Raw genomic sequence first — 8,978 nt, forward strand, 5'->3', positions numbered from 1 at the left:
CGTCCCCACATAGGGGATATAGCAAAACGAAAATAGAATTTATTCGGAGATAGCCTGATGGGTAAAATCATTGGTATTGACTTAGGTACTACTAACTCTTGTGTTGCTGTTCTAGACGGTGACAAGCCACGCGTAATTGAAAACGCAGAAGGCGAGCGTACAACCGCATCTGTTGTTGCATACACAGACGGCGAAACGCTAGTAGGCCAACCTGCTAAACGTCAAGCAGTAACAAACCCAACTAACACGCTATTTGCAATTAAGCGTCTAATTGGTCGTCGCTTTGAAGATGAAGAAGTTCAGCGTGACATCGAAATCATGCCTTACAAGATCGTTAAAGCTGACAACGGTGATGCTTGGGTAGAAGCGCAAGGCCAAAAAATGGCTGCTCCTCAAGTTTCAGCTGAAATCCTGAAGAAAATGAAGAAAACTGCTGAAGACTTCCTAGGTGAGGAAGTAACTGGCGCAGTTATCACAGTTCCTGCTTACTTTAACGATGCTCAACGTCAAGCTACAAAAGACGCTGGCCGTATCGCAGGTCTAGAAGTTAAACGTATCATCAACGAACCAACAGCGGCTGCTCTAGCATACGGTCTAGACAAGTCAGGTGGCGACCGCACTATCGCGGTATACGACCTTGGTGGTGGTACATTCGATATCTCTATCATCGAAATCGATGAAGTTGAAGGCGAGAAAACGTTCGAAGTTCTAGCAACTAACGGTGACACTCACCTTGGTGGTGAAGACTTCGATACACGTCTAATCAACTACCTAGTAGACGAGTTCAACAAAGAGCAAGGTATCAACCTTAAGAACGACCCACTAGCGATGCAACGTGTTAAAGAAGCAGCAGAAAAAGCGAAAATCGAGCTTTCTTCTACTTCTCAAACTGACGTAAACCTACCTTACGTGACTGCAGACGCGACTGGTCCTAAGCACATGAACGTGAAAGTGACTCGTGCGAAACTAGAATCTCTAGTTGAAGACCTAGTACAACGTTCTCTTGAGCCATTAAAAGTTGCTCTAGCTGACGCTGACCTATCTGTAAACGACATCACTGACGTAATCCTAGTTGGTGGTCAGACTCGTATGCCTATGGTTCAAGCGAAAGTTGCTGAGTTCTTCGGTAAAGAAGCTCGCCGCGACGTAAACCCTGATGAAGCAGTAGCAATGGGTGCTGCAGTTCAAGGTGGTGTACTTGCTGGTGACGTTAAAGACGTACTTCTACTAGACGTTACTCCACTGTCTCTAGGTATCGAGACAATGGGCGGCGTAATGACTAAGCTAGTTGAGAAAAACACAACTATCCCAACTAAAGCGAACCAAGTTTTCTCTACAGCAGAAGACAACCAGAGCGCGGTAACTATCCACGTTCTTCAAGGTGAGCGTAAGCAAGCGTCTTTCAACAAATCTCTAGGTCAATTCAACCTAGAAGGTATCCAAGCTGCACCACGAGGTATGCCACAAATCGAAGTTACTTTCGACCTAGATGCGGATGGTATCCTACACGTTTCAGCGAAAGACAAGCAGACTGGTAAAGAGCAGAAGATCACTATCCAAGCTTCTGGCGGTCTAAGCGACGAAGACATCGAGAAAATGGTTCAAGAAGCAGAAGCTAACAAAGAAGCGGACAAAAAGTTCGAAGAGCTAGCGACTGCACGTAACCAAGCTGACCAAATGATTCACGGTACTCGTAAGCAAGTAGAAGAAGCTGGTGAAGCACTACCTGCAGAAGAGAAAGAGAAGATTGAAGCAGCTATCTCTGAGCTAGAAACTGCACGTAAAGGCGATGACAAAGAAGCGATCGACGCTAAAGTTCAAGCGCTAATGACGGCAGCTCAAAAGCTAATGGAAATCGCTCAACAACAAGCTCAGGCGCAACAAGCACAAGGTGCTGACGCTGACGCTCAACAGTCTAAAGAAGACGACGTAGTTGATGCTGAGTTCGAAGAAGTTAAAGACGACAAGAAATAATATTTCTAACTAGGCGACTTATGGTCGCCTAGAGTCGATAAGACTTTTGTGTGCGGGCGTTTGGGGTAACTCTTACGCCCGTCTGTTTGTCCAAGCTGTCTTTCTAGTTAAGTATTTTGCAATGAGTGCACTTACCTAGAACGATACAAACACCAAGCGGTAAATCATGCCGTTTGCAGTAATTAATTGGTGACGAAGAACATGTCAAAACGTGATTTTTACGAAGTATTAGGCGTAGGCCGTGATGCCTCTGAGCGCGATATCAAAAAGGCGTACAAGCGTCTAGCGATGAAATTCCACCCAGACCGTAACCAGGGTGATGAGTCTGCAGCGGACAAGTTTAAAGAAGTAAAAGAAGCGTACGAAATTCTCACTGACCCTCAAAAGAAAGCGGCGTACGATCAATACGGACATGCTGCTTTTGAACAAGGCGGTGGCGGCTTCGGCGGCGGCGGTTTTGGTGGCGGTGGTTTTGGTGGCGGTGGTGCTGACTTCGGCGACATCTTTGGCGATGTGTTCGGTGATATCTTTGGCGGCGGTCGTCGTGGCGGTGGTCAGCAACGTGCGCAACGTGGCGCAGACCTACGTTACAACATGGAACTGTCGCTAGAAGAGGCGGTTCGTGGCGTATCAAAAGAGATCGAAGTACCTACGCTTGTTCACTGTGATACTTGTGATGGTAGCGGCGCGAAGAAAGGCTCGTCAGCTGAAACGTGTGGTACCTGTCATGGTCACGGTCAAGTTCAGATGCGTCAAGGCTTCTTTGCTGTACAGCAGACCTGTCCTACCTGTCACGGTAAAGGCAAGATCATCAAAGACCCATGTAACGAATGTCATGGTCAAGGCCGTAAGCAGAAAACTAAGACACTTAACGTTAAGATCCCAGCTGGTGTTGATACTGGCGATCGCATTCGTCTGTCTGGCGAAGGTGAAGCAGGAGAAATGGGCGCACCAGCAGGTGACCTGTACGTACAAGTTCACGTGAGAGAGCATCACATCTTTGAACGTGAAGGTAACAACCTGTACTGTGAAGTGCCTGTAAGCTTTGCGATGGCTGCACTTGGTGGTGAAGTTGAGGTTCCGACGCTAGATGGTCGTGTGAACCTTAAAGTACCGACAGAAACGCAAACTGGCCGTATGTTCCGCATGCGTGGTAAAGGTGTGAAAGGCGTTCGTGGCGGCGGTGTGGGTGACCTAATCGTTAAGCTAGTGGTTGAGACACCTGTTAACCTAAGCTCTCGTCAAAAGGAACTACTTAAAGAGTTTGATGAGTCTTGTGGTGGCGATGCTGCGACTAAGCACAAACCAAAATCTGAAGGTTTCTTCAACGGTGTGAAGAAGTTCTTTGATGACTTAACCAGCTAATTGCGCGGTTAACTTAATCCAATAAAAAGCCTGCAACGATGCGGGCTTTTTTTGTATTTAGCGATTGATAGCTTGATGGATTCAAGCAAATGCGCTCTAGTTCCAACAATCGCTTGGCGATTCAATGTTGGTTGAAGTGAGTGTTATTTTTTTGTCTTGGCCAGTGAAGCAACTGTCGTTGTCTTGCCCTAAATCAGACTTGGCTGTCGCTTCAATTTTGTACGCTAAAGTCGCTGAACTGACGATATTAAATGAAAAGCGGTCTGAGTCTGAATCGCAGATCGTACAATGCCCACCAGATACCAATCCACTCCAGTCATAGCCCCCGTCATAAGACGTCTCGAGTTCCAATTGAAGACGAGCAATATCACTGATCGCAACGGTGCGATGGGCAGTGATACTGTGGTTGCTATAAGACGGATAGGCGATAGCAGCAATGATACCGACGATCACAACGGCTATCAGTAATTCGATCAATGTCATCCCTCTAAATCGTTTGTTGTATCCGTTACAACCAGAAATTCGAATCATGACGAGTAGTTCCCTTTTCACTTTTCCGCCTATTTTTCTTAGGTGATAGCATCAGCGCAAGATGAATTACGGCCCTTTTGCCGTTTGCATAGGAATTTGGGAAATGCCTCGCGGGTTTACGTTGTTGGAGCTTCTGATCACCATCGCTGTAATGAGTGTTTTACTGGCGGCGGCAGCACCATCTTTCCAAAATGTTTTTGAAACCAACAAAATGCAGCGCTTAGCTGATGAGCTACACGGTTTTGTTCTTCAAGGTAAGTCGGAAGCGGTTTTACGCAGAGAAAGACTCTGGGCCCACATTATTATGTCTGGGGCTTCATCAAGTGATGGTAATTGGCGAATAGAACTTACTAATAACGGAACCGAAGGAGCTGGTACGGTTTTGTTGTCATTTTCGGGAGAGGCTTACAACGGAATTGTGGTTACGCCAAGTTATTCATCGACTCAAATCAGTTTCGATGACGTTCATGGTCGCCCTTCCTCCGGTAATATCAAATTTTATCCGGTAGGAGAATCTACAAAAGCACTCAAACTCATCTCTCACACTCTTTCTGCTCGCGTTCGTGTATGTAGTGATAACGACAATACCGAGTTCTTTGGGTACTCAACCTGTTCTTAAGGGATGAATATGTTTAACCAAAAAGGTGCCAGCCTCGTTGAGTTTATGATTGCCTCTTCTTTAGGACTGATCTCTCTCGCTATTGTCGGTTCGCTTTATATCAGTGGCCAAAAGGTGGCGATGGAGCGCTCTAAAGAGCTGATGTTATTGCAAAACACGGCCAGTGTTCTGCAGATGATGAAGAGCGATATTCAGCGCGCAGGATTTGATGGTAGCGATGGAAATTCGGTCAAAATATCCGGTGCAAGTAACACACTTTATACCATTAGTGGCGCTGACTCTGGGCTTATTGCATACGTTTATAACGTTGGGGTTTCTGGAGCTACGTCTTTGTATAAAAACGTGGTGTATGAGCAACGGGATGGCACACCTGAATCGCTCTTTGTGTGTGAAAAGAAGCAAGCCACTATATGGAATATCAATGATGTGGCCAACCTCTCCGGTACAGGGACGTGTAACACACTCTTCGACAAAAAGGCGATCCACGTTAATCGGTTTGATCTTGTGAGTGAGGTTCTCGAAAACACCGACGCCAAGAGTGCCCTAATAACCGTTACCTTGGGGACTGAATTGAAAGATGCGACGAATATTCGTACGGAGCAGTCCTTTACTGTGAAACAAAGGAACTGGCAATAATGAATAAACAACAAGGTGCAGCAGCGTTACTGGTTGTCAGTGTATTACTTGTCGCGGCGTTAATGATGTCGCTTGGTAGCTACAAGTCTCTTTTTTATCAGATCAAACGTGCCAATAACCAAATTGAAGCGCGGCAAGAGCACTGGCGTGCTGAGGGGGGATTGGAGTGTGTTTTCGCTCTAGTTCAAGAGACTGGGGCTGTTCCGACTACAATACAGCTAGATGCCTGTAGTTCAAGTTTGACACTGAGTAAAGCCAGCCAATATTTGACGGTAGTCTCTGAGAGTGGGTTTGCTGAAATAACAAAAGTCATAAAATTCGCAGGTAGAAATGGAGCTGGAGCTATCCAGACAACGGCAGATCTTTATTTAAACGGCTCTAACTCTATTAGCCCTGATCCTTTAAAAGAAGCAAGCACTACCAATAAATGGCAATGCCGAGCCGTAACATACAGCAGTAAATTGAAAGTGTTTGGCAATTTGCAGAATAAAGGGTTAACGGATAATGCTAAACCCTATGTTGACTTTCCTTCAGGGCAGGGGTGCGATTCTGGGCATCAATCAACAGTTACTTCTTCGCCAACATCTTCTCAAAAAGATTTCTTGTTAGATGCATCACAACAGCCATTTGAAAACTTCTTTGCTGAAAAACGTGAGGATTGGTTCAAAATCATGTCCAACGAAGAGTTTGTAAAGGTATCTGCTACTTCTTTGACTAAAAGCTCTGGTGAAATGAAATTTACGCAACAAACTTTACCAGCCCCATCAAGGGTTAATGATTGTGGTACCCAGATAAAGAATATTATTAATAATGGAAAAGACTTAATCTGGATTTATGGTAATTGTCACTTAACGGGAACTGATTTAAGTAATATTGGAACTGCTATTAATACTTACACTCCTAGCGGTGTTATCTTGGTTGCTCACAATGGGTTATTTACTACAAGTGGTGCGCTTACTTTCAAAGGGTTACTTTTCCATTTCGTTTCTGGTGAAACAGATAATAGTGGAAACTTCCACCCTGACTTCACTCCCTCCTCTGCTTCATGGAGCAGCAGCTCCGCAACGGTTCAAGACGATTTAGAGGCATTGAAGTTAGTACTTGATGGCCATGTTGCTAACTTTACTCCTAAACCGACTGATACCGACATTGTGTATTATCAACAAGGCGCTTTTTTCCCTTCAGGTGGTTATGTGATGGATGCTCCGGGACAGGCCGCTATTTTTGGTGCTGCACTAGATCTATATTTTGATGGCAACGCAATTGATGTGCCTCTCTCTCGTATTCTGAAGACTAAATGGAAAAAGGGCTCTTGGAATGATCTCTAAACAAAAAGGCTTTAGCTTGATCGAGGTGCTGATTTCGTTTCTGCTGCTTGGTATTGGCGCACTTGGTTTAACTAAGCTACAAATCTACATGGAACGTGAATCGGATTACGCGATTCAAAGTATCGAGGCACTGCGACTGGCCGAAAATCAACTTGAGTTGTTCCGCACTCGAGGTGCTTCTGAGGCAATGTCTACTATCACACCGGCCAGTTTCGCTGCTATTGCAACAGGATCTTCTGCTACTGGATCTTATATCGTTGAGTGGGAAGTGCCTGCAGCAACGATCTCCGGATCTCTCAAGACCATCACGATAACTTCTAGCTGGAAAGATAGGATGGGGGAAACGCAATCGATTGAGCTAAAAACAATGATTTCGCGTTACAGTGAGTTCGAAAACTAAGGTGTTTTGCATTTCTTGTACAATTGCTTTTATCGTAAATATTGACAATTTTTATGCTTGGTTGGGTGGTTAATAGGTGGTTTTGCAACTGTTAACGCGAATGGTGTGCTACTGTTTTTTTTATGTTTAATTGATATGGCTTTTTTGCAAAATATGTCTCCAAATATGGAAAAAAGCGTAGAACCTTGTGCTTTCTTAATGACTATTTAATAGAATGCTCGGTTGAAAATAGGCCGTTATAATTACTCAAATAGGCCATGGCACCAACATCATTCATATGGAGTTACCATGAGTAACCAAGCAGTAAATAAGGCACCGTCACCGAAGCCGAGCGGGATGGATCGCTTTCTGAACTTTATCGAGCGAGTAGGTAATAAAATTCCTGATCCAGCGATTTTGTTCTTCTGGGCACTAATCATTACTTGGGCTGCGTCTGCACTTTTGTCGAATGTTTCTTTCGACCTTCTAAACCCTCGAACTGGCGAAGCTCTTACTATTACTAACCTTCTAACAGGTGAAGCACTGGCAAGTTTCCTTGCTAACATGGTGACAACGTTCACTGGCTTTGCGCCACTTGGTATCGTTCTTGTAGCGATGTTGGGTGTAGGTGTTGCCGATTCTTCTGGCTTCATCACGACTGGCCTTAAGAAGATGCTGAACTTCACGCCAGCAAAACTTCTTACTCCAATGCTAATTCTTGTAGCAATCGTATCGCACACAGCGGCGGATGCGGGCTACGTTCTGGTTATTCCTCTTGGTGGTATCATCTTCCACGCAGCTGGTCGTCACCCTCTAGCGGGTATCGCAGCAGCGTTTGCAGGTGTATCAGGTGGTTTCTCTGCTAACTTTATTCCTTCAGGTATTGACCCTCTATTGGCTGGTTTCACACAAACAGCTGCACAGGTTCTAGATCCTGAGTACGTGGTTAACCCACTAGCAAACATCTTCTTTACTGGTCTATCTTCAGTAATCATTGTTGCTATCGGTTGGTACGTAACTGAGAAAATCATCGAACCACGCCTAAAGAACACTCCAATCGACGAAGACGCAGAGAAAGCACCAGATCTAGGTTCTTTCACTGAGCTTGAGTCTAAAGCGTTCCGTTACGCTGGTTGGGCAATGATGGCGGGTATCGCTCTTCTTGTTGTGGCGCTTATTCCAGAAAACTCTGCACTGCGTTCACCTGAGGGTGAGATCACTGCGTTCTCTGCGCCAATCATGAAGTCTATCGTTCCGTTGATCTTCATCCTGTTTATCATTCCGGGTTACGTTTACGGTCGTGTTTCAGGCACGTTCAAGACAAGTAACGACATCATCAAAGCGATGGCGGATACTATGTCTACTATGGGCGCATACATCGTAATGTCGTTCTTCTGTGCACAGTTCCTATCAGCATTCGCGCAATCAAACATCGGTACGATGCTAGCGCTTTACGGTGCGGAAGGTCTGAAAGCAATGAACCTACCTGGTGAAGCTACTATCATCGGTATGATTCTTCTAACAGCTTCTGTAAACCTTCTAATCGGTTCTGCATCAGCGAAATGGGCTCTTATCGGTCCAATCCTAGTTCCTATGCTAATGGCTGTGGGTATCTCTCCTGAGCTATCTCAGGCGGCTTACCGCGTAGGTGACTCTGTATCGAACATCATTTCACCTCTGATGGTATTCTTCCCTCTAGTAGTGGTTTACTGTCAACGTTACGTGAAGTCGACAGGTATCGGTACGCTAGCATCGCTAATGATGCCATTCTCGATTGCAATGCTAATCGGCTGGTCTATCTTCCTAGTGGTTTACTGGATGCTAGGTATTCCTCTAGGTATCCAAGCGCCATACACTTACACAATGTAAGAACGCTGAAGCTATTTAGTAAATTTAGAAAGCGCTGGTCGAGAGACTGGCGCTTTTTTGTTTTCGGGAATTGAAGAACGGACTTTGTCCTACAGGACGCCGCACTTCGAGAGTCGGGAACGCTTCGCTCTAGGAATCGAGAGGTGTGTGCTGAAAGATTAGTGAAAGAAACTCAGCTCAAACAGCATTGACAGAATGTGCTCCTAGAAAAACAAAATAAGTCGCATCCCGCATCCCGCATCCCGCATCCCGCATCCCGCATCCCGCATCCCGCATC

8 protein-coding genes are annotated in these 8,978 nt (G+C 45.4%); 7 read left to right on the top strand and 1 reads right to left on the bottom strand.

Features of this window, described 5'->3' with window-relative positions:
- Positions 1-57: 57 nt before the first annotated feature.
- Together dnaK and dnaJ are read left to right on the top strand one after the other, a co-directional pair.
- Positions 58-1,974, top strand: coding sequence for a molecular chaperone DnaK (dnaK, locus tag GXP65_RS18650; RefSeq protein WP_005440231.1), 1,917 nt, complete (start codon positions 58-60; stop codon positions 1,972-1,974).
- Between the two features lie 201 nt (positions 1,975-2,175).
- Positions 2,176-3,339, top strand: coding sequence for a molecular chaperone DnaJ (gene dnaJ / locus GXP65_RS18655; RefSeq protein WP_162093464.1), 1,164 nt, complete (start codon positions 2,176-2,178; stop codon positions 3,337-3,339).
- A 96-nt stretch (positions 3,340-3,435) separates the two neighbouring features.
- On the opposite strand, the gene GXP65_RS18660 is transcribed toward dnaJ, so the two are convergent.
- Positions 3,436-3,870 carry a prepilin-type N-terminal cleavage/methylation domain-containing protein gene (locus GXP65_RS18660; protein WP_045383405.1) on the bottom strand — a complete coding sequence of 145 codons (435 nt, stop codon included), beginning with the start codon at positions 3,868-3,870 and terminating at the stop codon, positions 3,436-3,438.
- Positions 3,871-3,973: 103 nt separating this feature from the next.
- Here GXP65_RS18660 and GXP65_RS18665 point away from each other — a divergent pair, with 103 nt between their 5' ends.
- From GXP65_RS18665 to GXP65_RS18685, 5 genes are all read left to right on the top strand, one after another.
- Positions 3,974-4,489, top strand: a complete 516-nt coding sequence (locus GXP65_RS18665; protein ID WP_162093465.1) for a GspH/FimT family pseudopilin — start codon at positions 3,974-3,976, stop codon at positions 4,487-4,489.
- A 9-nt stretch (positions 4,490-4,498) separates the two neighbouring features.
- The gene (locus GXP65_RS18670) at positions 4,499-5,125 is read left to right on the top strand and encodes a hypothetical protein (RefSeq protein ID WP_045397247.1); all 627 of its coding nucleotides are present in this window, start codon (positions 4,499-4,501) and stop codon (positions 5,123-5,125) included.
- Positions 5,125-6,453, top strand: coding sequence for a hypothetical protein (locus GXP65_RS18675; protein ID WP_077201060.1), 1,329 nt, complete (start codon positions 5,125-5,127; stop codon positions 6,451-6,453). The genes GXP65_RS18670 and GXP65_RS18675 overlap by 1 nt, the downstream gene beginning before the upstream one ends.
- A complete protein-coding gene (locus GXP65_RS18680) occupies positions 6,443-6,853 on the top strand; it encodes a prepilin-type N-terminal cleavage/methylation domain-containing protein (RefSeq protein ID WP_005424851.1) in 411 nt (136 codons plus the stop codon). Before GXP65_RS18675 ends, GXP65_RS18680 begins: the two co-directional genes overlap by 11 nt.
- A 288-nt stretch (positions 6,854-7,141) precedes the next feature.
- Positions 7,142-8,701: an AbgT family transporter gene (locus tag GXP65_RS18685; RefSeq protein WP_005424856.1), complete on the top strand. Its 1,560-nt coding sequence runs from the start codon at positions 7,142-7,144 to the stop codon at positions 8,699-8,701.
- Positions 8,702-8,978: the final 277 nt, after the last annotated feature.

The organism is Vibrio sp. LB10LO1 (assembly GCF_010092875.1).
Lineage (GTDB): Bacteria > Pseudomonadota > Gammaproteobacteria > Enterobacterales > Vibrionaceae > Vibrio > Vibrio campbellii.